The following is a 25,122-nucleotide window of genomic DNA, read 5'->3' as shown; positions in this document are numbered from 1 at the left end:
GACAACGGACCCGGCGGGGTAGGTCCGAAGGATTACGCCCCGCCGATGAAGGCAGAAACGTGTCGCGAAGCGCGGGCGGCCTTCCCGCTCCGCATGTCACCTGGCGTCGAAGGACTCCCGTGCCTTTTCGATCTGGGGCATGTACGTCCGTACCCAGTCCAGGAGGACATCGACGGGCGGGCGCATGGTCTTCCCCAGCGGAGCGACCCGGTACTCCACTGCGACCGGCCTGGAGCTCACGACCTCGCGCTCGATGATGCCGTTGCGCTCCAGTCTGCGCAGGGTGACAGTCAGCGACTTCTGTGTGACCGAGGGGATCGCACGGCGCAGCTCGTTGAAACGGCGTGGTCCCTCGCACAGCTCGCTGAGCACGCTCAAGGACCACTTGTCCAGCACTTGGTCGAGCAGTTCGCGGTGCGGCGCCGGGATGCTCAGTTCGTCGTCGTGGGAAGAGGCGGTATCGGTCATGAAACCTGGTCTCGTTGAAGTGTCCTGTGACTCCTAGGTATCAAAGGTATACGAGGTCCGTCACCGGAAGGAGACCACCATGTCCGTCCAACGTTTCGCCCCCGAGGGCTTGCTGCAGCCCGCGCCTTACCATCACGTCGCCGTCGGCACCGGCAGCAGACACGTCCACGTCAGCGGGCAGACTTCCAGCCTCGCGGACGGGACCCCCGTCGCGCCGGGAGATCTCTCCGGGCAGGTCGCGCAGGCACTGCGGAACACCGCACGCGGTCTCGCCGGGGCGGGCGCGACGTTCGACGACGTGGTGCGACTGACCGTCTACGTCACCCAGTGGAAGCCGGAGAAGATGGGCGCCTTCATGGCGGGCGTCGAGAGCGTCGCGGACGAGATCGGGCTGCCCCAGCCCCTCCCCCCGGCGTCACTCATCGGCGTCGACTGCCTCTTCGACCCCGGCGTCCTCGTCGAAATCGAAGCCACCGCGCTCGTCGACTGACCGACCGCTTGCACAGGCCCGCCCACCTGTGGCAGGTCCAGAACTCAGCTCTCCACCGACGCGCTTGTGGAAGGGCTTCGCATGTCCCAGCCGGGCGAGGACGCCCGGCCCGACCATCCCGGTTCAGCGCGGGAACACCCGCCCGGCCGACGCTTTCGCTGCCCGAGGGCACACGGCGCGCGCGACGCAGCTGTGCGCCGTTCCAGCCCTGAGAGGGAGTAACCGCTACCGGGGCCGCCTGGTGCGAAGCGGACCAGTACGTGAACCGGTGCGGTCACTCCAACTCGTGGCTCACGTGCAGGGGCTGTCGGAACACCCCACCGAGATGCCGCCCCGCTGAGGCATGCGAAGACCGGCGCATTCCCCACGAATGATCAGGACAAGACGGCCCCTCCCTGTACGAGGCGGTCGTCATCAGAGCGGCACACCGTGGCCGCACCCTATGGAAAAGGATCAATAGTCATGAAGCGTTCCACTTCGCGCATCGCCGTCACTGCGATGGCGGCGGCAGCCCTGACGGCTCTCCTTCCGGCCTCTCCGGCTGCCGCGATCAACCAGACCGACTGCGGCGACAGGACCGACTTCGTCAAAGTCTGGTACGACGGCGGTGCACGGACCATGTGCTTCGCCAACGGGGGCACTGTGACCCTTCAGCTTCCCGACGTCACGAAGGTCACCTCCGGCGACAACAACGTCGCGATGTTCCTGGGCGCGCGAGCAGTCACCATGAACAAGTGGTCCACCCTGGTCGACACCGAAGGACTCAACGCGACGCTTCACGCCCTCCAGATCTACTGACCCACTGCCAGGGTGCCGGGCCGCACAGGCCCTTTCGGTGTACGGCATGCTCCGTGACGCGCCGGCAGCGTCCCCACGCGGCCCGGGGCATGCCCGCCTGCCCTCGCAGCCCTACCGGGGGTACACCTCGTACCTTCTGGCACCTCCCCACGGCCGACCGGTAGCTGCCCCAACGATGGCCTTCCTCCTCAACGACGCATCGCGATACGGCAGTTGCCCGGCCGCCGGCAAGACTGCGCTCCCGTAAGCTGCGTCGGTCCGATGCGTGTGTACGGGAGGAGTTCGTCGTGGTGCAGCCGTTGGAACAGGAAGATCCGGACTCCCTGGGTGACTACCGGGTGGTGGGTCGACTGGGTGAAGGCGGCATGGGGCGGGTCTTCCTGGGGCGTTCGCCGAGCGGCCGGTCCGTGGCGATCAAGGTGGTGCACGCGTCGCTGGTGCACGAGCCGGAGTTCCGGGACCGGTTCCGACGCGAGGTGGAGGCGTCGCGTCTGGTCGGGGGAGCCTTCACCGCCCCCGTGATCGACGCCGACACGGAGGCCGAACAGCCCTGGATGGTCTCCAGCTACATCCCCGGCCCCTCGCTCCACCAGGCGGTCGCCGAACAGGGGATCCTACCCCCGGTGACGTTGGCCGCGCTGGCCGCGGGTCTGGCCGAGGCCCTGGTCTCCATCCACCGGGCCGGCCTGGTGCACCGCGACCTCAAGCCCTCCAACGTGCTGCTCACCGACGACGGCCCGCGCGTCATCGACTTCGGCATCGCCCGCGCGCTCGACGCCAGCGCGCTCACCAGGACCGGGGTCACCATCGGCTCGGCGGGCTTCATGTCCCCCGAGCAGGTCGCCGGCGGCGAGATCACCGCGGCCAGCGACGTCTTCTCCCTGGGCGCGGTGCTCGCCTTCGCCGCCACCGGGACCGGCCCGTTCGGCGTGGGATCGGCGCCCGCCATGCTCTACCGCGTGGCCTACGAGCCCCCGGACCTTCAGGGCGTCCCGGACCCCGAGCTGCGCGCCCTGCTGGCCAACTGCCTGGCCAAGGAACCGGCACTGCGCCCCACTCCGCAGCAGATTCTCCGCCGGGTGGCCCCGGCCGCTCCCTGGGCCCCGCACATGCCGATGTCCGGCCTCCCATCCACCACCGGAGAGACCGGTGGGCCCACGCGGCCCGCCACCCTCGCGGAAATGTTCACCCAGTACGCCGGGGCGCCGCTCTCCCCGCCGGGGTCGTCCGGCGGGCGGGTGTCCGCGCCGGGCGACCCCCGCCGGTCCATTCGTCGCGACGTGATGGCCCCGGCCGTCGGCGTCCACGCGGAGGAAGCGGTTCCCGCATCCGGGTTCGGTCCGGCGTCCGGGTACTCGCCGGTCTCCGCGGGAGCCGTGCCCGGCCCCGGTTCGGTGTCGGCGGTGCCTCGCCCCGTCGCGGCCTGGCGGCTCGACGAACGTTCCGGAACGCGGGCGTCGGACGCCGCCGGACGCCACCACGCCACGGCCACGGCGGTCAGATGGGCAACGCGCCACGGTGAGGGCGCCGAGTTCAACGGGTTCAGCAGCGAAGTGGCCACCGAAGGCGCGGTGATCGATACGGCACGCGGCAGCTTCACCGTCGGTGCGTGGGTCCGGCTCGGTGTGATCCCTCCCCACTTCGTCACCGCGGTCAGCCAGGACGGCGAGGAAACCAGCGGCTTCTACCTCCAGTACTCCCCCGACGAGGGCCGCTGGGCCTTCGCCCGCCCGGACCTGCGCGTCACGTCGATGTCCGTACCGGTCGCCGGTGCGTGGACCCACCTGACCGGTGTCTGCGACAGCGTCGCCGGTGAGTTGCGCCTCTTCGTGAACGGCGTCCAGGAGGGCGCGATCCGTGACAGGATCCTGATCTGGTCCGAGGGGCCCTTCGTCATCGGCCGGGGCCGTTACGGCAGGAGGCCGGTCGATCACTTCCCGGGCAGCATCAAGGACGTCATGGTCTTCGACCGTGCCCTCACCGAGGGGGAGATCGTCGGCCTGCTTCAGCCATGACCCGCCCAACAGCCCGAATGGCCGGCTCGGAGAACAGGGGGCACTGCCAGCTGTTCGCGGTGGGACTCGGCGTTCACAGCGGCGGGGCTGATGCAGGTCCGCGGTCGGCTGGTGGGACAGCGGACCTCGGCTACGGGCGGCGATGGCCGAAGGGTGACGCGGTGTGTGGACAGCCGTAGGGCGGCTGGCAGTTGGCTACAAGGACGTTGTCGGAGGGGTGCCTTACCGTGTTGATCAGGCATCGGGCCCGCCCGCACGGTGCCGGTCACGGATCCCTCATCAGAAAGCGACTTCGTGGACAACTGGACCAGCACCGTCGGCCCCTCCGGAGATCCTGTGGGGCAGACGTCCCGCAGCAGCGCCTTCCGGGCCTTCGCCCGGCGGCACGGAGTCTCCGACGACGCCATCACCCGCCTGCTGTGGAGCATGGAGCCGGCGGTGTACTTCGACTGGAAGGCCCCGGGGAGTGTCCGGCCCGATGACCGGGTGATCGGTTACATCGGAGGGGCGCCGGAGCTGCCCCTGGACATGGAGTGGGACATGGGCGACGTCTTCGTCGCCTCCTTCGACCTCGAGGCGGTGCCCCGGACGCTGTTCGACGACGGGCTGCCCCGGGAGGGGCATCTCCTGCTGTTCACCTGGTCGGACGCGGGCGGCGGCAAGGCGCTCTACATACCGCCCGGGACCGAGACGGCTGTGGCCCCGGTGCCCGTCCCGAGCGAACTGGACCTGCGTCTCGGGTCCTCCCACATGGTGCTGGAGCGCAGGACCATGGTGGCCTCCCGCGACGACGCCTGGGACGCCCACGCCTGGCTGATCGGCGAGGAGTACGGGGGCATCTGGGACGAGGTGGAGGACGAGGAGGCCGAGTGGCACGCTCGGCTGGGGGCCGCCGTCGAGGAGTACGCCACCAAGGTCGGCGTCCGGCCGGCCATGAACAACAGCACCGACAAACTGCGGGGAGTGCAGCGGAACGTCCACGACAGCTGGGACTACGTCACCGAGGCGTTCCAGCGTCTGCGGGAGGAGGCGGTCCTCGAACTCAGGGACGCCCCGGAGCGGTTCGACGAGGTGTACGACCGGGCGTGGCGGGAGCTGCCCGAACAACCGCTGCTGCACCTCGCGACCTTCAACATGGAGTCGCTGCAGTACGGCTGGATGGACGGCGACATCAGCTGGTTGATCAGCCGCGACGACCTCCACGCCAGACGGTTCGACAAGGTCGAGCACCACTGGCTGGGCTGACCCCGGCGGCTCGCGCACACGCCCCGCGCGATCGCCTCGCATGAGACGGTCCTTCGCTGGTGTGTCACGTTCGGACAGACCTACGCCGACGCGCTCCGCCGTCGGCATCTCCGGTCCGGGGTGGCCGGTGCACGAACCACCGGTCCGTCGACGGCCGCCCCGCGCTCCGGTACCAAGAGTGGTCGAAGAGCGGTCGGCAGTGATGCTCGCCAGGCGGGTGATGAGCACAGCGCCGACGCGGACGCCGGTGTCGAGTAGGGCCTCGACGGCGGACGCCGGGCAGTCGGCGAGATGGAGCAGTGATGCGGGTCGGTCGGCTGCGCGAACTGGACTTCCGACCTGGGCACACGGCTCCGACACCCGCCGGGCGTAGCAGGGAGAAGAGGGAGTGTTCAGCAGTAATAGGACTGCATGACGCGGTCGAAGCGCTGCGCCAGAAGGTCCTCACGGCGGATGATCCAGCTCACCTCGCCGTCGCCGGTGTCGAACAGCTCGGACTCGCCGAACTCCAGGAGGTTCAGCCAGGGGCCGCCCTCCTTCCACCACGCTTTCTCCAGACCCTCGGCATACAGCTCGTCGAACCTCTCCGGGGTATCCCTCAGCGTGACCACAGCTTCTTCGCACCGCTCCAAGAACTCCCTGCCGTACTGGCACCAGTAGTCCCGAGGACTCAACAACTCCCCCCGCAGGGTGCAGGTCCGGTGCACGAAGGGGATGCTCCCGACTTGCTCGGCGTACTCCGTGATCGCCTCCAGAAGCGGACGGAGCGTCTCCCTGTCGTCTTCGTGGACGTCATCGAGGTCAGGCATCAGAGCCCGGGGATGGTCGTACTGGTGCTCGGGAGCCCATGTCCAGCCCAGGGGGTCCCATGATGTACCGGGGCGGTAGACCAGTGTCCGGCGCTTAAGGACCTGTGTCGTCCACGTGTTGTACGGGGCAATGACCGAGACGCCCCCGGGTGCGGGTCGTACGGTCGTCTCGGTGCCTGGCGGTACGTACACCACCGGTGCGGACTCGTCGTCCTCGTAGCCGACGTTCGTGAAGAACAACAGGTGTCCCTCACGGGGAAGATTGAGGGACAGGGGCTGCTCCGGTATCGCGGCCAGGTCCAGGCCGGCGACATAGACTTCCCCGCCCTCCCAGGGAACACTGGTGGGCAGCTCGGGCAGGCCGCCGGTGTGACCGACCACGATGTCGTGAGGGCCGACAGCCGCCGGATCGACCATGTCCAGGTGTACGGACGGCTGCATGCACCACATGATGCGAGTGATGGCGTCGTCGGAGACGCCGTGTTCACGGGCGAAAGTCCGGAACTCGTCTGTGTATGACATACCGTCATCCTCACACCTGCCACTGACATGCCATGCGCTCGGGCTTCGTCAGCGGACCGCGTGCGAGGCACCTTTCCGGTGCCGTCGGCATGCTCTCGGCCGGCTGGCAGCTGGGCAGTCGGCCAGTAGGGCCGTGCCATCGGCGTACCAGGCGAGGAATTGCGGCACTCAAAGCGGACCTGGCCGCGGAGGAGGGCGCAGCAGCCGAACCGGACGTCTCCTCATGCCCACCACATCCGGGCCGCGGCAGCACGATCACCCGCAGCCTGTCCGGCGTCCAGCTCGTCGCCTCCGGCGCCCGTGCCGGCCTGGTGGACGCGATCGACGCGGTCCTGCCTGGCGCCTCCTGACAGCGCTGCCGCACCCACTGAAGCCGTAAGGAATCAACCTGCCGGGGTGGCGCCTTCGTTTGTGCTGCGGTGAGGAGATCAGCGGCGGATCGGTAGCGGGTACTGGCCGGGGACGGGAGGAGTCCGGCTTCGGCGAGCAGGGGGCGGATCTCGCGGACCGTGTTGCCGATCGAGGATCTGCTGACGTCGCCCAACGCCTCGCGAGGATGTCCATAGTGCACAACTTGCGCAGATAAGTGGTGGTCCTCGACCTGGACCGGATCGCCCTTGGGTGCGTACTTGGGCGCCGCCCAGCACGACCTGCTGGCCTTCAGATCCAGCGACAGATCTGGTTGAACAACCCGCAGGAACGGCTACACGAGGAGATCCTCCCCCACGGCTGCGCCGCGGGAGGTGCCCCCAGCTGCACCGACGTGGTCGGCATCTTCCCCGACCGCACCGCCATCATCCGCCTCGTCGGAGCGGTCCTGGCCGAGCAGAACGACGAGTGGACCGAAGCCTGCCGCTATATGGGCCGCGAACTCCTCGTCAAGGCCCGACTCCAACCGATCTAGTCAGAAACCGACGACCCGGCCGTGCCTACCGAACTCACCGCATAGCCTCGCACGAGATCACCGAGGCCACCGAGTGGCCGTCGATACACCACTCCAGCGGACGTGACCCTCAGTGTGGCGCCGCTGCGCTGATGGCGGTGCCCTATTCGAGACGAGGGCAGCGGCCTGGTCGCAACAGGTACAGACGCCTTTTGTGGGTGGGTCCGCAGTCGATCCAGAACCAGGAGCCCAATTGCGGTGAATGGGCCCCATCGGGGTGCTGATTACGGAGTGGGGCCGCTGCCGTAGCCGGTGAGGTCACTACCTCCTTGCGTGACGCCTCCCCGTCAATACCGGTCAGGAGTGGACGAAAGGCAACGCCTTGTCAATCCGCCTAATCAGATTGAGCATCGGTTCGGGCGAAACCATCCGGCAATGATCGAGTCATGCCGCTGTGCCGGGTTCGATGGGACGGTTGTGCAGCGACATCCCGGACGGGGTCTGACTCGTGAGATCTATGACCGAAGTGTCCAGTCACGGGCCTGTCGACTGTCGTTGCGGGATGTTTCTGCTGCCACCGAGCCACAGGGCGTGTCCCAATAGGGGCCTTGCCACGATCAGGCGCCATCACGGTTCAGACCGCCCGAGCAGGCCGGTGCTATCCACCCAGCCAGCACGTCATCACGTGGGAGGACGACCACCATGAAGACCCGACAATGCAGCACCTCCTCGAGCACGGATCCTCTCGGTCGGCGCGAGGTCGTCCTGGGCGTGGACACGCACGGCGAGGTGCATGTCGCCGCCGTGATCTCCCCGCTCGGGAAGGTCCTGGGAACCGAGTCCTTTCCCGCGACTGCGGCCGGCTACCGACAACTGCTTGTCTGGGCCCGCAAGCGGGGGACGGTGCGCCGGGCCGGGGTGGAGGGCACGGGCACCTTCGGCGCGGGCCTGTCCCGTTATCTGCTCGCTCAGCAGATTCAGGTGTTCGAAGTGAACCGGCCCGACCGCTCGGCCCGCCGGCTGCTCGGCAAGTCGGACCCGCTCGATGCCCAGGCCGCAGCGCGAGCCGTGCTCAGCGGTCGCGCCCGGGCCCGGGCGAAATCCGGCGACGGTCCGGTGCACAGCGCCCGGATCTACAAACTCGCCAAGGACTCCGCAGTCAAGGCCCGCACTCAGGCGATCAACCAGCTCAAGGCCGTCCTGGTCATCGCCGACCCCGCCCTGCGGGAACGCATGTCGAGCCTTGGCAACGCCGAGCTGTTCCGCACCTGTGCGCGCCTCGGCCCGCACGACGGTGGTGGGGGAGACGAGGACGCGGTGGCCCAGGCCACCCATATGACATTACGCATGCTCGCCGAACGCATCGAGCAGCTCACCGGACAGATCAATGAACTGAACCAGCAACTGACCCGGCTCGTCGAACGCCACGCGCCGCAACTGCTCGTACCGGTGGGCATCGGTCCGGACAGCGCCGTCACCCTGCTGATCACCATGGGAGACAATCCTGAACGGCTCAACACCGAGGCATCCTTTGCTGCCCTTTGCGGAGTCAGCCCCATCGAGTACTCCTCCGGCCGGCGGAGCACGCGCCGGCTCAACTACGGCGGCGACCGGCAGGCCAATGCCGCCCTGCACCGCATTGTCTTCACCCGCCTGCGTCACGACCCACGCACCCAGGAGTACTACGAACGCCGCACCCAGGAGGGCAAGACCCGACGAGAGATCATCCGATGCCTCAAGCGATACGCCGCCCGCGAGGTCTTCAACCTGGTCAGACCGGTGTCCCGCGCCCCCGCGTTATAGGGGCGTCCGTGAGACGTGAGAGGGTCTGGGGCGTGAGCGAGACACCACCCAACACCCTGCAATACCGCTTTGACGGGCCAGAAGACGCTCCGGTTCTGATCCTGGGTCCCTCACTGGGTACCACATGGCACATGTGGGACCGGCAGGTTCCCGAGCTGACGAAGCAGTGGCGTGTGTTCCGGTTCGATCTGCCGGGGCACGGAGGCGCCCCCGCCCACCCCGCGGGCTCGGTCGCCGAACTCACCGCGCGGCTGCTCGCCACCCTCGAGAGCCTCGGCGTGCAGCGCTTCGGCTACGCCGGCTGCGCGCTCGGCGGTGCCGTCGGGATCGAGCTGGCCCTGCGCCACCCCGAGCGGCTCGCCTCCCTCGCGCTGATCGCCGCCTCGCCCCGCTTCGGTACGGCGGACGAGTTCCGCCGGCGCGGGGTCGTCGTACGGACCAACGGGCTCGACCCCATCGCCCGTTCCTCGCCGGAGCGCTGGTTCACCGGCGGGTTCGCCGCCGCCCAGCCCGCGATCACCGAGTGGGCCGTGCAGATGGTGCGCACCACCGACCCCGGCTGCTACATCGCCGCCTGCGAGGCGCTCGCCTCGTTCGACGTGCGGGCCGGACTCGGCAGCGTCGGCGTGCCCACCCTGGTGCTGGTCGGCTCCGAGGACCAGGTCACCGGCCCCGCCGAGGCCCGTACGCTGGTCGCCGGGATCCCGGACGCCCGGCTCGCCGTCGTGCCGGGCGCCTCCCACCTGGTGCCGGTGGAGCAGCCGGCCGCCGTCACCGACCTGCTGGTGCGGCACTTCTCCACCGCCTGGCAGCCCGCCTTCGAGTCCGTCACCGGGCAGACCGTCCTGCCCGCGGCGGCGGTGAACCCGGTGCCGGCCGCCGCCCCGCCGCAGCTCGCGCCCGTCGCCGAGATCGCCCCGCCCGCCGCACCGCGGCAGCCGCAGGGCGGACCCGACGCGTACGACACCGGCATCAAGGTCCGCCGGGAGGTGCTGGGCGACGCGCACGTCGACCGGATCCTGGCCGACGCCGACGCGTTCTCGGGCGACTTCCAGGAGCTCGTCACCCGCTACGCCTGGGGCGAGGTCTGGAACCGGCCCGGACTCGACCGGCGCACCCGCAGCTGCGTCACCCTCACCGCCCTCGTCGCCGGCGGCCACCTGGAGGACCTCGCCTTCCACACCCGGGCCGCCCTGCGCAACGGGCTCACCCCGGACGAGATCAAGGAGGTGCTGCTCCAGACGGCCGTCTACTGCGGCGTCCCGGCGGCGAGCAGCGCCTTCCGGGTGGCCCAGCAGGTCGTCCGCGAGGAGACCACGCCCCAGGAGTGAACCCTCCCCCGGGGGGTGCTCCGCGCGGCCGTGCACGGGACGGGAGCAGGATGGAATCATGAAGCTCATCAAGAAGTCGCACTCCTGCGTCCGCCTGGAGAAGGACGGACGCGTCCTCGTCCTCGACCCCGGGATGTTCAGCGAGGAGGACGCCGCCCTCGGCGCGGACGCCGTCCTGGTCACGCACGAGCACCCCGACCACTTCGACGAGGGCCGGCTGCGGGCCGCCCTGGAGGCGAATCCGGCCGCCGGGATCTGGACCCTGAGGTCGGTCGCGGAGCAGCTCTCGGCGGCCTTCCCGGGCCGCGTGCACACCGTCGGCCACGGCGACACCTTCACCGCCGCCGGCTTCGACGTCCAGGTCCACGGCGAACTGCACGCGGTGATCCACCCGGACATCCCGCGCGTCACCAACGTCGGCTACCTCGTCGACGGCGGGAAGCTCTTCCACCCGGGTGACGCGCTCACCGTCCCCGACCGGCCGGTCGAGACGCTGATGCTGCCGGTCATGGCCCCCTGGAACAAGATCTCCGAGGTCATCGACTACGTCCGCGAGGTGCGGCCGCGGCGCGCCTACGACATCCACGACGCCCTCCTCACCGACCTCGCCCGGCCGGTCTACGACCGTCAGATCGGCGCCCTCGGCGGCGCGGAACACCTGCGGCTCGCACCGGGGGGCTCCGCCGAGCTGTGAGGCGGCGGGCGGCGGACGTGCGCTGTCACAGGTGCCGGGTAGGTTGTGGACCATGCGCATCGCGACCTGGAACGTGAACTCGATCACCGCCCGCCTGCCGAGGCTCCTGGCCTGGCTGGAGAGCAGCGGCACGGACGTGCTGTGCCTCCAGGAGGCCAAGGTCGCCGAGGAGAAGTTCCCGGTGGAGGAGGTGCGCGAGCTGGGCTACGAGTCGGCGGTGAACGCCACCGGCCGGTGGAACGGCGTGGCGGTGCTCTCCCGCGTCGGTCTGACGGACGTCGTCAAGGGCCTGCCGGGCGACCCCGGCTACGACGGCACCGTCGAGCCCCGCGCCGTCTCCGCGACCTGCGGCCCGGTCCGCGTCTGGTCGGTGTACGTGCCCAACGGGCGCGAGGTGGACCACCCCCACTACGCGTACAAGCTCCAGTGGTTCGAGGCGCTCAAGGCCGCCGTGGCCGGCGACGCGGCGGGCGGCCGGCCGTTCGCGGTCCTGGGCGACTACAACGTGGCACCGACCGACGACGACGTCTTCGACCGGGCCGTCTTCGAGGGCTCCACCCACGTCACCGCCGCCGAGCGCGCCGCCCTCGCCTCCCTGCGCGAGACCGGCCTCTCCGACGTCGTCCCGCGCCCCCTCAAGTACGACCATCCCTTCACGTACTGGGACTACCGCCAGCTCGCCTTCCCCAAGAACCGCGGCATGCGCATCGACCTGGTGTACGGCAACGAGCCCTTCACCAAGGCGGTCACGGACTCCTACGTCGACCGCGAGGAGCGCAAGGGCAAGGGCGCCTCGGACCACGCGCCGGTCGTGGTGGACCTCGACGTGTGACGGGGTGCCGGCCGTCGTCCGGGTCCGCGCGCCTGTGGTGTGCGACACGGGACGAATGACAGGCTGGAGGTATGAACATCCCTTTCCTGGGCAACCGGCGCCAGAAGGTGGGGTTTCCCGATCCCGAGGGCATCGCGGAACTCCTCGCCGAGTGCGAACTGCTGCGCTCCCAGGCCGGCCGGGCGGGCGTCCGGCTCGACGACTCCCCGGCCTCGTTGGAGGCGCTGGACCAACTGGTGCCGCGCTGGCGGGACGACGAGGAGGCCTCGGCCTGGCTGGGCAACGACGCGGGGCTGTACCTCGGCACCGTCATCGTGCGCACCGTCCCGGGGGCCGCCTGGGAGATCCGCGCCGACGGGCAGCCGGTCGTACGGATCGCCTCCGGGCGGGAGTTCGACGTCGTGGACGCCGGACACGCGTGGGCGGCCAGCGGCGTGCCCGAGCTGTCCCAGTTGTACGCGGAGGTCGCGGAGGCGTGAGGCCCCGGCCCTCCGGCCCCCGGCCCGCGGATCGGTGCACATCGGCGTGAATCGGTGTAAATGCGGCTAACGCCCGAAGGGTGCGTGTCGCATCCTTCCGTTGATCTTGTCCGGATACGGTGCGGCGACCACCGCACGGCTGAGGACGAGGAGGGGCGGGTGTGGCCGTCGATCCGCTGATCGAGCCGCGTGACGTCGACACGTACTCCGGGGACCTCCGCGTCCCGCGGGACACCGGGCTCACCGCGGACAGGGGAGAGGCGGCCGTCGTCGAGGCCCGGGAGGGCATGCGGCGACCGGCAGGCGAGGGCATGACCGTGATCGTGGTCGCGCGCGAGACGGGCTTCGCCCGCCCGGCCGCCCACCGCGTGGTCCTCAGGGCCGGCGGCCGGATCGTGGGGAACCGTACGCCCGACGGGTTCCCCGGCGCTCCGCGCGGCGACCGCGCCGAGGACTTCCCCTCCGAGATCCGCGAGCACCGAACGGGGTGACGCCCGTAGACTCCCCCGCCCGGACCTCGATTAGAATGGTCCCTTCATCCCGGTGGGGGAGGGGACTCCGCGCCAGGAGCGGGGACACCGCCACCGGGAGGGGCCCACCGCCCCGCGTCCAACGGGGCGGCGGATCACATCGGCCAGACCCGTCCGGCGGCAGCCGGAGATCACTGCTCGCGTGGCGGACGCGACCCCGACGGGTCGCCCGCCGGTGAGGAGAAGGTCAGCTGCGCGCCGGACGGGTGGTGCTGAACAGGGTCACTCCGCCCGGTGACTGTTACGTGGCGCGGCGGCCGGCAGCGCGGCCCGCGCGGCCCTGGTCACATCCGCGACCAGTTCGACCACATCGGGGCCGTACGCCTGCGAGTTGATCACCTTCAGCAGCAGGACGAACGAGTTCGAGCCGTGCTTGCGGGCCAGCCGCTCGTGGTTGCGGGCGAGATAGCGGGTCGCGGCCTGGTTGGTGATCGCGCGCTGGCCGCAGAACAGGAACACCGGCCGCGTCTCGCGCCGTTCACCCGCGGTCAGCCGCGCCAGCAGCACGTACTCGGTGACGCCCGGGTCCATGCGGTAGCGCTCGGAGCCGATCTGGAAGGCGCCCCGGTCCGGGCCCGGCTCCGGATCGACGTTGACCCGCACCCCCGGCAGCATGGCCGCCATGTGGGCCACCATCCGCCGGTTCGACCCCGGCCCGCCCACACAGAACTCGGTCCGCTCGCCGAAGCCCTGGTGGGCCGCGTCCTGGGTGACCATCTGGACGTGCGCCCCGCAGTCCTTGACCAGCGCGGAGAGTTCGAGGAGCGCGAACACGTCGAAGCGGTGCACCGCGGGTTCCGCCGTCGCCGGATCGCGGTTGACGACGAGCAGGCACTCGGCGTTCTCCGGCAGGCCGAAGAACGCCTGCTTGCGCCGGAGCTTCCGCCTCCACAGATAGGTACGGGCCATCCAGCCCAGCGCGGCGCTGATGCCGGCGGCCACCACGCCCAGAACGATGTTGCGCACGTCGTCATTCATGGGCGCGCATGCTAGCGCTCCCACGCAAACCCGTGTTCGAGACGCAGGCCGCACGGTCCACCGGACGACGGGACGGCACACCCCTCCGGCATCCCTGACGGGAGCCCGAAGACGAACTAGGCTGCGCGGACAGCCGTTTACCGGAGGTGCGGATGCGTCGTCCTGTCGTACGGAATCTCACGGTCCTGGCGGTCGGTGCCGCCGTGCTGTCGGTGGGGGCGGCCCCGCCGTCCGACCGGCACGAGGCACCCTCCCGGCACATCCCCGACAAGGTCCCGGTGGCCGTCGGCCACGGCGGCGCGGTCTCCAGCGTCGACGCCGACGCCTCCGCCGCCGGGATCGAGATCCTGAGGAAGGGCGGCAACGCCGTCGACGCGGCCGTCGCCACGGCCGCCGCGCTCGGCGTCACCGAGCCCTACTCGGCCGGTGTCGGCGGAGGCGGCTACTTCGTCTACTACGACGCCCGCTCGCGCACCGTGCACACCCTCGACGGCCGCGAGACGGCCCCGCTCACCGCCGGCTCCGGACTGTTCCTGGAGAACGGCGAGCCGATCCCGTTCGCCGAAGCCGTCAGCAGCGGACTCGCGGTCGGCACCCCCGGCACCCCCGCCACCTGGCAGCGGGCGCTCGACAAGTGGGGCGAGCGCGGTCTGGGCACGGTCCTGAAGCCCGCCGAACGCCTCGCCCGCGACGGCTTCACCGTCGACGAGACCTTCCGCGCACAGACCGCCGCCAACGAGACCCGCTTCCGCCACTTCCCCGACACGGCCGAGCTGTTCCTCCCGGGCGGCGAACTCCCGGCCGTCGGCTCCACCTTCAAGAACCCCGATCTGGCCCGCACCTACAAGGAGTTGCGCCGCGAGGGCGTCGACGCCCTGTACCGGGGCGACATCGGCCGGGACATCGTACGGACCGTCGACAAGCCGCCCGTGGACCCGGACTCCGGCTGGAACGCCCGCCCCGGCGAACTGTCCGAGCGCGACCTCACCGCCTACCGCGCGAAGTCCCAGCCGCCCACGAAGACCTCGTACCGCGGCCTGGACGTCTACTCCATCGCGCCCTCCTCCTCCGGCGGCACCACCGTCGGCGAGGCACTCAACATCCTGGAGCGCACCGACCTCTCCGACGCGAGCGACGTCCGGTACCTGCACCGCTTCATCGAGGCCAGCCGCATCGCGTTCGCCGACCGGGGGCGCTGGGTCGGAGATCCCGTCTTCGAGGACGTACCGACCAGGGAACTGCTCTCCCAGCGGTTCGCCGACTCCCGCGCGTGCCTCATCAGGGACGACGCCGTCCTCACCAGCCCCCTCGCCCCCGGCGACCCCCGCGACCCGCGGCCCTGTGCGAGCGGCGGCGAGGCCGCCCCGACGACGTACGAGGGCGAGAACACCACGCACCTCACCACCGCCGACCGGTGGGGCAACGTCGTCGCCTACACCCTCACCATCGAGCAGACCGGCGGCAGCGGCATCACCGTGCCCGGCCGCGGATTCCTGCTCAACAACGAGCTGACCGACTTCTCCTTCGCCCCGGCGGACCCGGCCGTCCACGACCCGAACCTGCCGGGCCCCGGCAAGCGGCCCCGGTCGTCCATCGCGCCGACGATCGTGCTCGACCGGCACGACCGGCCGGTGGTGGCGCTCGGCTCGCCCGGCGGCTCCACCATCATCACCACCGTGCTGCAGACCCTCACCGGCTTCCTCGACCGCGGACTGCCCCTGGTCGACGCCATCGCCGCGCCGCGCGCCAGCCAGCGCAACACGGCGCTGACGGACCTCGAACCCGGCCTGTACGGCAGTGAGGTCAGGCAGCGCCTGGAGGCCATCGGGCACTCCTTCCGGGAGAACCCGGAGATCGGCGCGGCCACGGCCGTCCAGCGGCTGCCGGACGGCCGGTGGCTCGCGGCGGCGGAGAAGGTCCGCAGGGGCGGCGGATCGGCGATGGTGGTCCGTCCCGCACGCTAGGAACATGCGGGGGACACCGGCGCGCTCACAGCTCGGGCGCCGGTGTCTCCCGCGTACGGAACGCCAGGCGCCCGTCCTCCGTGTCCACCGTCACCCGGCCGCCCTCCCGGACCCGGCCGTCCAGCAGCAGCCGGGAGAGCTGGTTGTCGACCTCCCGCTGGATGGTGCGGCGCAGCGGCCGGGCGCCGTACTCGGGCTGGTAGCCGCGCTCGGCCAGCCAGTCCACGGCCGCGTCGGTGAAGTCGACCGAGATGTTCTGCCCCTTGAGCCCGCGCCGGGTGCTCTCCAGGAGCAGGTCGGTGATCCGCCGCAGCTCCTCCGCGGTCAGCTGGCGGAACACCACGATCTCGTCGATCCGGTTGAGGAACTCGGGCCGGAAGTGCTCCCGCAGCGGCCGCAGGATCTGCTCCCGCCGCGCCTCCTCGTCGGCGTCCGCGCCGCCGGACGCGAAACCCAGGGTCGCGCCGCGCCGCGTGATCACCTCGGAGCCGAGATTGCTGGTCATCACGATCACGGTGTTGGTGAAGTCCACCGTCCGGCCCTGCGAGTCGGTCAGCCGGCCGTCGTCCAGGACCTGGAGCAGGATGTTGAAGACGTCCGGATGGGCCTTCTCCACCTCGTCGAGCAGCAGCAGCGAGTACGGGTGCCGGCGCACCACCTCGGTGAGCTGACCGGCCTCCTCGTGCCCCACGTAGCCGGGCGGGGCACCCACCAGCCGGCTCACCGTGTGCCGCTCCTGGTACTCGCTCATGTCCAGGCGCACCATCCGGTCCTCGCTGCCGAACAGCGCCTCGGCGAGCGCCCGCGCCAGCTCCGTCTTGCCGACACCCGTCGGGCCGAGGAACAGGAAGCTGCCGATCGGCCGGTCGGGGCTGGCGAGCCCCGCGCGGGAGCGCAGTACCGCGTCCGAGACGACGCGCACCGCCTCCTCCTGGCCGACGACCCGCTGGTGCAGGTGCTGTTCCAGACCCAGCAGCCGGTCCTTCTCCTCCTCGGTGAGGCGGCTGACCGGAATGCCCGTCTGCCGGGCCACCACCTCGGCGATCGACTCGGCGTCCACCCACAGGCTCTGCCCCTCGTCGACCTCGCCGTCGCCGCCCGCGTCCGTGATCCGCCGCTTCAGCTCCATAATGCGGTCCCGCAGCTGCGTGGCCTGCTCGTACTGCTCGTCGGCGACCGCCTGGTCCTTGTCGCAGGTCAGCTGCTCGACCTCGCGCTCCATGGCCCGTACGTCCGTGCCCTTGGTCCGGGCCCGCAGCCGCACCCGCGCGCCGGCCTGGTCGATCAGGTCGATGGCCTTGTCCGGGAGGCGGCGGTCGCTCAGATAGCGGTCGGACAGCTCGACGGCCGCGAGCAGGGCCTCGTCGGTGTAGCGGACCTGGTGGTGGGCCTCGTACCGGTCCCGCAGACCGCGCAGGATCTCGATCGCGTCGGCGGGCGTCGGCTCGGGCACCATGATCGGCTGGAAGCGGCGGGCCAGCGCCGCGTCCTTCTCGATGCGGCGGTACTCCTCCAGGGTGGTCGCGCCCACGATGTGCAGCTCGCCGCGGGCGAGGGCCGGCTTGAGGATGTTGCCGGCGTCCATCGAGCCGCCCTCGCCTCCGCCCCCGGCGCCGACGACGGTGTGCAGTTCGTCGATGAAGATGATCAGCCGGTCGGAGTGGGACCGGATCTCCTCGACGATGTTGTTCATCCGCTCCTCGAAGTCGCCCCGGTAGCGGGTCCCGGCGACGACGCCCGTCAGGTCCAGGGCGACCACGCGCCGTCCGAGGAGTATGTCGGGCACGTCCCCCTCGGCGATCCGCTGGGCCAGTCCCTCCACGACGGCGGTCTTGCCGACGCCCGCGTCACCGATCAGTACCGGGTTGTTCTTGCCGCGCCGGGAGAGCACCTCGACGGTCTGCTCGATCTCGTCGTCGCGTCCGATCACCGGGTCGACACGGCCCTCGCGGGCGAACGCGGTGAGGTCACGGCCGTACTTGTCGAGGGTCGGCGTGCCCGTCGCGGGGCGGGGCCGCTCGGCGCGGGCGGGCGGGGCCTCCGGTGCCTCCGGGGGACCGGAGGGGGAGAACCGGGCCGCGTTGAGGATGTGGCCGGCGGCCGAGTCGGGGTTGGCGGCGAGGGCGGTGAGCACGTGCTCCGGGCCGATGTAGCCGGCGCCGGACGCCCTGGCCATCTCGTGCGCGTCCAGCAGGGCCCGCTTGACGGCGGGGGTGAGGGACAGGGAGGTCGGCGGCGGGGCCTCGCCGGGGCCGTGCTGTACGGGGCCGGAGCGGTCGTCGATCTCGGACGCCAGGGAGTCGGGGTCCGCGCCGGACCGGCTGAGCAGGCTCCGGGTCGGCTCGGCGGAGAGGGCGGCGCGCAGGAGGTGCTGGGTGTCCAGGTCACGGCTGCCGTGTTCGGCGGCGTACTGGGCGGCGCCGCGGACCAGTTCGCGGGCGGGCTGGCTGAGGAGTCGGCCGATGTCGATCTGGCGGGGGCGTTGTCCGCCGAAGAAGCGGGCGAGGAATTCTGCGAAGGGGTCGCCCTCCGGGCCGACGAAACCACTCGTCATCGTCATCCGTTCCTTCGCTGGGTCGACGTGCCGGGGCCGGGTAACCCGGTCGGGGCTCGCTCATGCCCACGATGACACGATCTGTTTGGGTGGGCATGTCCAGCTTCTTGGTGCGGTGCGGTGCGGTGCGGTGCGGTGCGGGGGTGGGCTGCGCGGCCCGGTGCTTGTGGGGTGCCCCGTGCTGGTGCGGGCCGGGGGTGTTCGCGCTGCCCGGCGCTTGCGGAGTGCCGTCGCGCCCACCCGTGCCGCCCCAGCGGCACGACTGCCCGCGGAGACGGGGGTGGGTCGCGCTGCCCGGCGCTTGCGGGGTGCCGTCGCGCCCACCCGTGCCGCCCCAGCGGCACGACTGCCCGCGGAGACGGGGGTGGGTCGCGCTGCCCGGCGCTTGCGGGGTGCCTCCCCCACTCTCGGCTTCGCTCGAGCGGGAGGTACCCCCATCGCCCACCCGTGCCGCCCTGGGGGTACCTCCCAGGCCCTTGAGGCACTGGGGGAGGCACGATTGCCCGCGGGAGCGGAGGGAGGCGGCTGTCTGCGGTTACAGGCGGGCTGTGAGGATGCGGGGGCCCGTTTCCGTGATCGCCACCGTGTGTTCCACGTGGGCCGCGCGGGTGCCGTCGTTGGTGCGGAGGGTCCAGCCGTCCGGGGCGGTGTGGTAGGTGTCCGTGCCGCCCGCGATCAGCATGGGCTCGATCGCGAACACCATGCCGTGGCGCAGGGGCATGCCCCTCCCCGGCCGGCCCTCGTTCGGCACGCCCGGGTCCTCGTGCATGCGGCGGCCGATGCCGTGACCGCCGAAGTCCTCCATGATGCCGTACCCCCCGGCGCGGCACACCGTGCCGATCGCGTGCGCGATGTCGCCGATGCGGTTGCCGACGACGGCCGCCCCGATGCCCGCCGCGAGCGCCCGCTCGGCGGTCTCGATCAGCGTCACGTCGGCCGGGCGCGGGGTGCCCACGGTGAAACTGATCGCCGAGTCCCCGGCCCAGCCGCCCAGCAGGGCGCCGCAGTCGATCGAGACGAGGTCCCCGTCGCGCAGCCGGTAGCCGTCCGGGATGCCGTGCACGATCGCGTCGTTGACGGACGCGCAGATCACGGCCGGGAACGGGGTCGGCGCGAAGGAGGGCCGGTAGCCCAGGAAGGGCGAGGTCGCACCCGCCGCGCGCAGCACCTCCCGCGCCACCTCGTCCAGCTCCAGCAGGGAAACGCCCACGTCGGCGGCGTTCCGTACGGCCGTCAGCGCGTTCGCGACGACCTGGCCGGCCTCGTACATGGCATCGATCGATGTGTCGGTCTTCAGTTCCACCATGCCAATTACTATACCGGTATTAGAATGGGTGCCATGGTGCGCACCCCCTTGACCCCCGAAGAGCGCGAACGCGGCGAGCGGCTCGGCCGGCTGCTGCGCGAGGCGCGCGGCGGCCGCAGCATGGCCGAGATCGCGGCGGAAGCCGGTATCTCCGCGGAGACCCTCCGCAAGATCGAGACGGGGCGTGCCCCGACCCCGGCCTTCTTCACGGTGGCCGCGCTGGCCGGCGCGCTCGGCCTGTCGATGGACGAGCTCGTGGGGCGCTGCGCCCCCGCCGAGCCGAGCACGTCGATCGCCGCCTGAGTCCGGCCCCGGTCCGGCACCCGGCCCACGTCCCGCCCGGCCGGGCGGGACGCGGCGGGCAACTCACCCACAGGAGTGTGAAACGGCGTCGACTCCACGGCCGCGGCGACGATGGTCTTGGCAAGGCCGCCCGAGAGGCTTACGTTCGTCCCTCTACGACCGTTTCTACGGGCGTAGAGGCTCTGACGTCGTGTCGAAGGAGCAGCTCATGGCCAACGTCGTACGTGCCGCTCTGGTCCAGGCCACCTGGACCGGTGACACCGAGTCCATGCTGGCGAAACACGAGGAACACGCCCGTGAGGCGGCCCGGCGGGGCGCGAAGGTCATCGGGTTCCAGGAGGTGTTCAACGCCCCCTATTTCTGCCAGGTCCAGGACCCTGAGCACTACCGCTGGGCCGAGCCCGTGCCCGACGGGCCGACCGTCCGCCGGATGCGGGAGCTGGCCCGCGAGACCGGCATGGTGATGGTCGTGCCGGTGTTCGAGGTCGAGCAGTCGGGCTACTACTACAACACCGCCGCCGTGATCGACGCCGACGGCACCGTCCTCGGCAAGTACCGCAAGCACCACATCCCCCAGGTCAAGGGTTTCTGGGAGAAGTTCTACTTCCGGCCCGGCAACCTCGGCTGGCCGGTCTTCGACACCGCCGTCGGCAAGGTCGGCGTCTACATCTGCTACGACCGTCACTTCCCCGAGGGCTGGCGGCAACTCGGCATCAACGGCGCCCAGTTGGTCTACAACCCGTCCGCCACGCACCGCGGCCTCTCGTCCCACCTGTGGCGTCTCGAGCAGCCGGCGGCGGCCGTCGCCAACGAGTACTTCATCGCCGCGATCAACCGCGTGGGCCAGGAGGAGTACGGCGACAACGACTTCTACGGCACCTCGTACTTCGTCGACCCGCGCGGGCAGTTCGTCGGCGACGTCGCCAGCGACAGCAAGGAGGAACTCGTGGTCCGGGACCTGGACTTCGGCCTCATCGAGGAGGTGCGGCAGCAGTGGGCCTTCTACCGCGACCGCCGCCCCGACGCCTACGAGGGGCTGGTGCGGCCGTGACCGACGACCTGCTGGGCCGCCACCGGTCCGTGCTGCCCGACTGGCTCGCCCTCTACTACGAGGAGCCCATCGAGATCACCCACGGCGAGGGACGCCACGTCTGGGACTCCGACGGCAACCGCTACCTCGACTTCTTCGGCGGCATCCTCACCACCATGACCGCCCACGCCCTGCCCGAGGTCACCAAGGCGGTGAGCGACCAGGCCGGGCGGATCGTCCACTCCTCCACCCTCTACCTCAACCGGCCGATGGTGGAACTCGCCGAGCGCATCGCGAAGTTGAGCGCCATCCCGGACGCCCGGGTCTTCTTCACCACCTCCGGCACCGAGGCCAACGACACCGCCCTGCTGCTCGCCACCGCCTACCGGAACAGCAACACGATCCTGGCGATGCGCAACAGCTACCACGGCCGCTCCTTCAGCTCGGTCGGCATCACCGGCAACCGCGGCTGGTCCCCGACCTCCCTCTCCCCGCTCCAGACGCTCTACGTCCACGGCGGCGTGCGCACCCGGGGCCCGTTCGCCGCGCTCGACGACTACGACTTCGTCGCGGCCTGCGTCGACGACCTGAAGGACCTCCTCGGCCACACCCGCCCGCCCGCCGCGCTGATCGCCGAGCCGATCCAGGGCGTCGGCGGCTTCACCTCGCCGCCCGACGGCCTGTACGCGGCCTTCCGCGAGGTGCTGCACGAGCGGGGCATCCTGTGGATCGCCGACGAGGTGCAGACCGGCTGGGGCCGCACCGGCGAGCACTTCTGGGGCTGGCAGGCCCACGGCCGCGGCGGCCCGCCCGACATGCTGACCTTCGCCAAGGGCATCGGCAACGGCATGTCCATCGGCGGGGTCGTCGCCCGCGCCGAGATCATGAACTGCCTGGACGCCAACAGCATCTCGACCTTCGGCGGCACCCAGATCACCATGGCGGCCGGCCTCGCCAACCTCAACTACCTGCTGGAACACGACCTCCAGGGCAACGCCCGCCGGGTCGGCGGCCTGCTCATCGAGCGGCTGCGGGCCGCCGCCGCCCACGTCCCCGCCGTACGCGAGGTCCGCGGGCGCGGGCTGATGATCGGCATCGAACTGGCGAAACCCGGCACCGACGAGGCCGATCCGGCGGCCGCGTCCGCCGTCCTGGAGGCGGCCCGCGCGGGCGGCCTGCTCATCGGCAAGGGCGGCGGCCACGACACCAGCGCCCTGCGCATCGCCCCGCCGCTGTCCCTCAACGTCGCGGAGGCCGAGGAGGGTGCCGACATCCTCGAGAGCGCCCTGCGCAGCACGCTGTAGCACCGGCTCACAGAGCCCGCAGAGCCCGCAGAGCCCGCAGAGCCCGCAGAGCTCGTATCGCTCGTATCGCTCGTAGAGAGGGAGCAGCATGAGCAGCCGCACCGTCATCCGCGGTGGCCTCGTCATCACCGCCTCCGACGAGATCCACGCCGACGTCCTGATCGAGGACGGCCGCATCGCCGCCCTCGCCGCCTCCGCCACCCCGGCCGCCGACGCCTTCACCGCCGACCGGACCATCGACGCCACCGGCAAGTACGTCATCCCGGGCGGGGTCGACGCCCACACCCACATGGAGCTGCCGTTCGGCGGCACCTTCGCCTCCGACACCTTCGAGACCGGCACCCGGGCCGCCGCCTGGGGCGGTACGACCACCATCGTCGACTTCGCCGTACAGAGCGTCGGCCAGTCCCTGCGCCAGGGGCTGGACGCCTGGCATGCCAAGGCCGAGGGCACCTGCGCCATCGACTACGGCTTCCACATGATCGTCTCGGATGTGAACCAGGAGACGCTCAAGGAGATGGACCTGCTCGTGGAGGAAGGCGTCACCTCCTTCAAGCAGTTCATGGCCTACCCCGGCGTCTTCTACTCCGACGACGGCCAGATCCTGCGCGCCATGCAACGCTCCGCCGACAACGGCGGGCTGATCATGATGCACGCCGAGAACGGCATCGCCATCGACGTGCTCGTCGAACAGGCCCTCGCCCGCGGCGAGACCGACCCCCGCTACCACGGCGAGGTCCGCAAGGCCCTGCTGGAGGCCGAGGCCACCCACCGCGCCATCCGCCTCGCCCAGGTCGCCGGCGCCCCGCTGTACGTCGTCCACGTCTCCGCGACGGAAGCGGTCGCCGAGCTGGCGCGCGCCCGCGACGAGGGTCTGAACGTCTTCGGCGAGACCTGCCCGCAGTACCTGTTCCTGTCCACCGACAACCTCGCCGAGCCGGACTTCGAGGGCGCCAAGTACGTGTGCAGCACCCCGCTCAGGCCCAAGGAGCACCAGGCGGCCCTCTGGCGGGGCCTGCGCACCGACGACCTCCAGGTGGTCTCCACCGACCACTGCCCCTTCTGCTTCACCGGCCAGAAGGAACTCGGCCGCGGCGACTTCTCCAAGATCCCCAACGGCCTCCCGGGCGTGGAGAACCGTATGGACCTGCTCCACCAGGCCGTCCTCGACGGGCACATCTCCCGCCGCCGCTGGATCGAGATCGCCTGCGCCACCCCGGCCCGGATGTTCGGCCTGTACCCGAAGAAGGGCACCCTCGCGCCCGGCGCGGACGCCGACGTCGTCATCTACGACCCGCACGCCGAGCAGGTCCTGTCGGCCGGCACCCACCACATGAACGTCGACTACTCGGCCTACGAGGGCAGGCGGGTCACCGGCCGGGTCGAGACCGTCCTCTCGCGCGGTGTCCCCGTCATCACCGACCGGGAGTACACCGGACGCGCCGGACACGGCGTCTACACCCCGCGGTCCACCTGTCAGTACCTCACCTAGGAGAGCCGCGCATGGACTTCGGACTCGTCCTGCAGACCGACCCGCCGGCGGCACAGGTCGTCAGCCTGATGCAGCGCGCCGAGCGGTGCGGCTTCACCCACGGCTGGACCTTCGACTCCGCCGTGCTGTGGCAGGAACCCTTCGTGATCTACAGCCGGATCCTGGCCGCCACCACGACACTGAAGGTCGGCCCGATGGTCACCAACCCGGGCACCCGCACCTGGGAGGTCACCGCCTCCACCTTCGCCACCCTCAACGACATGTACGGCAACCGCACCGTCTGCGGCATCGGCCGCGGCGACTCCGCGATGCGCGTCGCCGGACGCCGGCCCAACACGCTGGCCCGCCTCGGCGAGGCGATCGGCGCGATCCGCGACCTCGCCGAGGGACGCGAGGCCGAGGTCGACGGGCAGCCGCTGCGGATCCCGTGGGTACGGGACGGGAAACTGCCCGTCTGGATGGCCGCGTACGGGCCGAAGGCGCTCGCCCTCGCCGGACGCAAGGCCGACGGCTTCATCCTCCAGCTCGCCGACCCCTTCCTCACCGAGTGGATGGTGAAGGCGGTCCGGCAGGCCGCCACCGACACCGGCCGGGACCCCGACGCGCTCACCATCTGCGTCGCGGCGCCCGCCTACGTCGGCGACGACCTGGCGCACGCCCGGGAGCAGTGCCGCTGGTTCGGCGGCATGGTCGGCAACCACGTCGCCGATCTCGTCGCCCGCTACGGCGAGCACTCCGGCCTGGTCCCCGAGGCGCTGACGTCGTACATCAAGGAACGGCACGGCTACGACTACAGCCACCACGGACGGGCCGGCAACCCGTCCACGGACTTCGTCCCCGACGAGATCGTCGACCGCTTCTGCCTCCTCGGCCCCGCCGAGGCCCACATCGAGAAGCTGCGCCGGCTCAGGGAGCTCGGCGTCGACCAGTTCGCCGTCTACGCCATGCACGACGACCGCGAAGGCACCATCGACGCCTACGGCTCCACCGTCATCCCCGCCCTTCGCTGACGAAGCCGTTCCGCCGCGGGCCCGGTGCCGCCACCGCTCCCCGTGCCGGCAGGCTCCGTACCGTCGCCGCCGTACTCGCGAGCGCGGCGGCCGTCGCGGCGTTGACCGGGTGCGCCGGGTTCGAGTACCGGGAGGACATCTGCGCCGCCGGAGAGTACCCCGCCCTGTTCGTGGGCGATACCGGTTCCGTCTGCGTCTCGGAGGGGGAAGCGCCCCCCGGCGGGGTTCGTGAAGTACCCGCAGGGCAAGGTGCCGCGGCAGGTCGACGACAAGTGGGACCTG

Annotated in this window: 21 protein-coding genes and 2 pseudogenes; 17 read left to right on the top strand and 6 right to left on the bottom strand. The window is 70.9% G+C overall.

Annotated elements, in window-relative coordinates; translation table 11 throughout:
• Positions 1-96: 96 nt before the first annotated feature.
• The gene (locus IH50_RS0101945) at positions 97-468 is read right to left on the bottom strand and encodes a winged helix-turn-helix transcriptional regulator (RefSeq protein WP_030856477.1); all 372 of its coding nucleotides are present in this window, start codon (positions 466-468) and stop codon (positions 97-99) included.
• A gap of 79 nt (positions 469-547) precedes the next feature.
• Here IH50_RS0101945 and IH50_RS0101940 point away from each other — a divergent pair, with 79 nt between their 5' ends.
• The 4 genes from IH50_RS0101940 to IH50_RS0101925 all read left to right on the top strand — a co-directional run bounded on the left by IH50_RS0101940 (position 548) and on the right by IH50_RS0101925 (position 5,016).
• The gene (locus IH50_RS0101940; protein ID WP_030856476.1) at positions 548-958 is read left to right on the top strand and encodes a RidA family protein; all 411 of its coding nucleotides are present in this window, start codon (positions 548-550) and stop codon (positions 956-958) included.
• 462 nt (positions 959-1,420) lie between these two features.
• Positions 1,421-1,756: a beta/gamma crystallin domain-containing protein gene (locus IH50_RS0101935; RefSeq protein ID WP_051767126.1), complete on the top strand. Its 336-nt coding sequence runs from the start codon at positions 1,421-1,423 to the stop codon at positions 1,754-1,756.
• A gap of 287 nt (positions 1,757-2,043) precedes the next feature.
• Positions 2,044-3,771, top strand: coding sequence for a protein kinase domain-containing protein (locus IH50_RS38620; protein WP_391106741.1), 1,728 nt, complete (start codon positions 2,044-2,046; stop codon positions 3,769-3,771).
• Positions 3,772-4,107: 336 nt separating this feature from the next.
• Positions 4,108-5,016 carry a DUF1963 domain-containing protein gene (locus tag IH50_RS0101925; RefSeq protein ID WP_030856473.1) on the top strand — a complete coding sequence of 303 codons (909 nt, stop codon included), beginning with the start codon at positions 4,108-4,110 and terminating at the stop codon, positions 5,014-5,016.
• 392 nt (positions 5,017-5,408) lie between these two features.
• Here the strand turns inward: IH50_RS0101925 and IH50_RS0101920 are convergent, their stop codons facing one another.
• Both IH50_RS0101920 and IH50_RS43450 read right to left on the bottom strand, forming a co-directional pair.
• Positions 5,409-6,347 (bottom strand): DUF1963 domain-containing protein, encoded by a 939-nt coding sequence (locus IH50_RS0101920; RefSeq protein ID WP_030856472.1) that lies wholly within the window; start codon positions 6,345-6,347, stop codon positions 5,409-5,411.
• A 394-nt stretch (positions 6,348-6,741) separates the two neighbouring features.
• Positions 6,742-6,932, bottom strand: a pseudogene (locus IH50_RS43450) (hypothetical protein); the annotation flags it as partial.
• An 88-nt stretch (positions 6,933-7,020) separates the two neighbouring features.
• On the opposite strand from IH50_RS43450, the pseudogene IH50_RS0101915 reads away from it, so the two are divergent.
• The 7 genes and pseudogenes from IH50_RS0101915 to IH50_RS0101885 all read left to right on the top strand — a co-directional run.
• Positions 7,021-7,251: pseudogene (locus IH50_RS0101915) on the top strand (transposase); the annotation flags it as partial.
• A 750-nt stretch (positions 7,252-8,001) separates the two neighbouring features.
• The gene (locus IH50_RS0101910; protein WP_078913814.1) at positions 8,002-9,033 is read left to right on the top strand and encodes an IS110 family transposase; all 1,032 of its coding nucleotides are present in this window, start codon (positions 8,002-8,004) and stop codon (positions 9,031-9,033) included.
• Positions 9,034-9,065: 32 nt separating this feature from the next.
• Positions 9,066-10,364, top strand: coding sequence for a 4-carboxymuconolactone decarboxylase (pcaC, locus tag IH50_RS0101905; protein ID WP_030856469.1), 1,299 nt, complete (start codon positions 9,066-9,068; stop codon positions 10,362-10,364).
• 58 nt (positions 10,365-10,422) lie between these two features.
• The gene (locus IH50_RS0101900; RefSeq protein ID WP_030856468.1) at positions 10,423-11,058 is read left to right on the top strand and encodes an MBL fold metallo-hydrolase; all 636 of its coding nucleotides are present in this window, start codon (positions 10,423-10,425) and stop codon (positions 11,056-11,058) included.
• 52 nt (positions 11,059-11,110) lie between these two features.
• Entirely contained in the window at positions 11,111-11,890 is a 780-nt protein-coding gene (locus IH50_RS0101895; RefSeq protein WP_030856467.1) for an exodeoxyribonuclease III, read from the top strand.
• Between the two features lie 71 nt (positions 11,891-11,961).
• Complete coding sequence (locus IH50_RS0101890; RefSeq protein ID WP_030856466.1) at positions 11,962-12,369, top strand: DUF6278 family protein; 408 nt, start codon at positions 11,962-11,964, stop codon at positions 12,367-12,369.
• A 161-nt stretch (positions 12,370-12,530) separates the two neighbouring features.
• Positions 12,531-12,860: a hypothetical protein gene (locus IH50_RS0101885; RefSeq protein WP_030856464.1), complete on the top strand. Its 330-nt coding sequence runs from the start codon at positions 12,531-12,533 to the stop codon at positions 12,858-12,860.
• Between the two features lie 261 nt (positions 12,861-13,121).
• On the opposite strand, the gene IH50_RS0101880 is transcribed toward IH50_RS0101885, so the two are convergent.
• Positions 13,122-13,877: a hypothetical protein gene (locus tag IH50_RS0101880; protein WP_030856463.1), complete on the bottom strand. Its 756-nt coding sequence runs from the start codon at positions 13,875-13,877 to the stop codon at positions 13,122-13,124.
• A 152-nt stretch (positions 13,878-14,029) separates the two neighbouring features.
• Between IH50_RS0101880 and ggt the strand changes: the two genes are divergently transcribed.
• Positions 14,030-15,841, top strand: coding sequence for a gamma-glutamyltransferase (gene ggt, locus IH50_RS0101875; RefSeq protein WP_030856462.1), 1,812 nt, complete (start codon positions 14,030-14,032; stop codon positions 15,839-15,841).
• Positions 15,842-15,866: 25 nt separating this feature from the next.
• On the opposite strand, the gene IH50_RS0101870 is transcribed toward ggt, so the two are convergent.
• Together IH50_RS0101870 and map are read right to left on the bottom strand one after the other, a co-directional pair.
• Complete coding sequence (locus tag IH50_RS0101870) at positions 15,867-18,395, bottom strand: ATP-dependent Clp protease ATP-binding subunit (RefSeq protein ID WP_030856461.1); 2,529 nt, start codon at positions 18,393-18,395, stop codon at positions 15,867-15,869.
• Positions 18,396-18,930: 535 nt separating this feature from the next.
• Positions 18,931-19,701, bottom strand: coding sequence for a type I methionyl aminopeptidase (gene map, locus IH50_RS0101865; RefSeq protein WP_030856460.1), 771 nt, complete (start codon positions 19,699-19,701; stop codon positions 18,931-18,933).
• A gap of 33 nt (positions 19,702-19,734) precedes the next feature.
• Between map and IH50_RS0101860 the strand changes: the two genes are divergently transcribed.
• From IH50_RS0101860 to IH50_RS0101840, 5 genes are all read left to right on the top strand, one after another.
• A complete protein-coding gene (locus IH50_RS0101860) occupies positions 19,735-20,004 on the top strand; it encodes a helix-turn-helix domain-containing protein (RefSeq protein WP_030856459.1) in 270 nt (89 codons plus the stop codon).
• A 208-nt stretch (positions 20,005-20,212) separates the two neighbouring features.
• Positions 20,213-21,055, top strand: coding sequence for a nitrilase-related carbon-nitrogen hydrolase (locus tag IH50_RS0101855; RefSeq protein ID WP_030856458.1), 843 nt, complete (start codon positions 20,213-20,215; stop codon positions 21,053-21,055).
• The gene (locus tag IH50_RS0101850; RefSeq protein ID WP_030856456.1) at positions 21,052-22,338 is read left to right on the top strand and encodes an aspartate aminotransferase family protein; all 1,287 of its coding nucleotides are present in this window, start codon (positions 21,052-21,054) and stop codon (positions 22,336-22,338) included. Before IH50_RS0101855 ends, IH50_RS0101850 begins: the two co-directional genes overlap by 4 nt.
• Positions 22,339-22,426: 88 nt before the next feature.
• Positions 22,427-23,830 carry a dihydropyrimidinase gene (gene hydA / locus IH50_RS0101845; RefSeq protein WP_030856455.1) on the top strand — a complete coding sequence of 468 codons (1,404 nt, stop codon included), beginning with the start codon at positions 22,427-22,429 and terminating at the stop codon, positions 23,828-23,830.
• An 11-nt stretch (positions 23,831-23,841) separates the two neighbouring features.
• A complete protein-coding gene (locus tag IH50_RS0101840; protein WP_030856454.1) occupies positions 23,842-24,840 on the top strand; it encodes a TIGR03842 family LLM class F420-dependent oxidoreductase in 999 nt (332 codons plus the stop codon).
• Positions 24,841-25,122 lie beyond the last annotated feature (282 nt).

The organism is Streptomyces sp. NRRL S-37, assembly GCF_000721605.1.
Lineage (GTDB): Bacteria > Actinomycetota > Actinomycetes > Streptomycetales > Streptomycetaceae > Streptomyces.
Note: the sequence above shows the minus strand (reverse complement) of the source record. Positions and strands in the feature narration are given on the sequence as shown.

Excerpts from the sequence above, each read along its gene's own strand:
- IH50_RS0101870 (WP_030856461.1), bottom strand. The coding sequence starts at position 18,395 with ATGACGAGTGGTTTCGTCGGCCCGGAGGGCGACCCCTTCGCAGAATTC.
- IH50_RS0101920 (WP_030856472.1), bottom strand. The coding sequence starts at position 6,347 with ATGTCATACACAGACGAGTTCCGGACTTTCGCCCGTGAACACGGCGTC.
- IH50_RS0101895 (WP_030856467.1), top strand. The coding sequence starts at position 11,111 with ATGCGCATCGCGACCTGGAACGTGAACTCGATCACCGCCCGCCTGCCG.
- hydA (WP_030856455.1), top strand. The coding sequence starts at position 22,427 with ATGAGCAGCCGCACCGTCATCCGCGGTGGCCTCGTCATCACCGCCTCC.
- IH50_RS0101890 (WP_030856466.1), top strand. The coding sequence starts at position 11,962 with ATGAACATCCCTTTCCTGGGCAACCGGCGCCAGAAGGTGGGGTTTCCC.
- IH50_RS0101840 (WP_030856454.1), top strand. The coding sequence starts at position 23,842 with ATGGACTTCGGACTCGTCCTGCAGACCGACCCGCCGGCGGCACAGGTC.
- IH50_RS0101880 (WP_030856463.1), bottom strand. The coding sequence starts at position 13,877 with ATGAATGACGACGTGCGCAACATCGTTCTGGGCGTGGTGGCCGCCGGC.
- IH50_RS0101855 (WP_030856458.1), top strand. The coding sequence starts at position 20,213 with ATGGCCAACGTCGTACGTGCCGCTCTGGTCCAGGCCACCTGGACCGGT.
- IH50_RS0101900 (WP_030856468.1), top strand. The coding sequence starts at position 10,423 with ATGAAGCTCATCAAGAAGTCGCACTCCTGCGTCCGCCTGGAGAAGGAC.
- map (WP_030856460.1), bottom strand. The coding sequence starts at position 19,701 with ATGGTGGAACTGAAGACCGACACATCGATCGATGCCATGTACGAGGCC.
- ggt (WP_030856462.1), top strand. The coding sequence starts at position 14,030 with ATGCGTCGTCCTGTCGTACGGAATCTCACGGTCCTGGCGGTCGGTGCC.
- IH50_RS0101940 (WP_030856476.1), top strand. The coding sequence starts at position 548 with ATGTCCGTCCAACGTTTCGCCCCCGAGGGCTTGCTGCAGCCCGCGCCT.
- IH50_RS0101860 (WP_030856459.1), top strand. The coding sequence starts at position 19,735 with ATGGTGCGCACCCCCTTGACCCCCGAAGAGCGCGAACGCGGCGAGCGG.
- IH50_RS0101935 (WP_051767126.1), top strand. The coding sequence starts at position 1,421 with ATGAAGCGTTCCACTTCGCGCATCGCCGTCACTGCGATGGCGGCGGCA.
- IH50_RS0101945 (WP_030856477.1), bottom strand. The coding sequence starts at position 468 with ATGACCGATACCGCCTCTTCCCACGACGACGAACTGAGCATCCCGGCG.